This is a genomic window from Streptomyces sp. NRRL WC-3742 (assembly GCF_000720635.1).
Taxonomy (GTDB): Bacteria; Actinomycetota; Actinomycetes; order Streptomycetales; family Streptomycetaceae; genus Kitasatospora.
In genome coordinates, this window is sequence record NZ_JOCF01000189.1 from 1 (window position 1) to 628 (window position 628).

Genomic DNA, 628 nt, shown 5'->3' on the forward strand with positions numbered 1-628 from the left:
GCGCGTCCGGCGCGTACCGCGGGCACGGTCGTCAAGGACGAGGGTGAGGGCGGCAAGCAGCTCGCGGCCTACCTCGCCGACCAGAAGTTCATCTAGTCCGACTCCCCCCTCGAACCTGCGATCCCGAGAAACGCGAAACACGGAGACTTCTGACAATGGCTGAGATTCTCGTCCTGGTGGACCACGCCGACGGTGTGGTCCGTAAGCCGGCCCTGGAGCTGCTGACCCTGGCCCGCCGCATCGGCGAGCCGTCCGCCGTCGTCCTCGGCGCGCCGGCGAGGGCAAGGAGGTCGCCGCCCGCGTGGCGCTGCGCCTCGGCTCCGGCATCATCACCGACGCCGTGGACCTGCGCGCCGGCGACCAGGGCCCGGTGGCCACCCAGTCCGTCTTCGCCGCCTCCTACACCGTCGACTCGCGCGTCAGCAACGGCGTGCCGGTCATCACGGTCAAGCCGAACGCCGTCGCCCCCGAGGCGGCCGCGGCCGCCGGCGCGGTGGAGAACGTGTCGGTGGAGTTCACCGGCAACGCCGCCAAGGTCACCTCGCGCACCCCGCGCGTCTCCTCCGGCCGCCCCGAGCTGACCGAGGCCGCGATCGTGGTCTCCGGCGGCCGCGGCGTCGGCGAGGCC

Annotated in this window: 2 pseudogenes; both read left to right on the plus strand. The window is 73.1% G+C overall.

The features are described from left to right. Positions 1–96, plus strand: a pseudogene (locus IH61_RS46650) (electron transfer flavoprotein subunit beta); the annotation flags it as partial. A 59-nt stretch (positions 97–155) separates the two neighbouring features. After that, a pseudogene (locus tag IH61_RS42270) lies at positions 156–628 on the plus strand (electron transfer flavoprotein subunit alpha/FixB family protein); the annotation flags it as partial.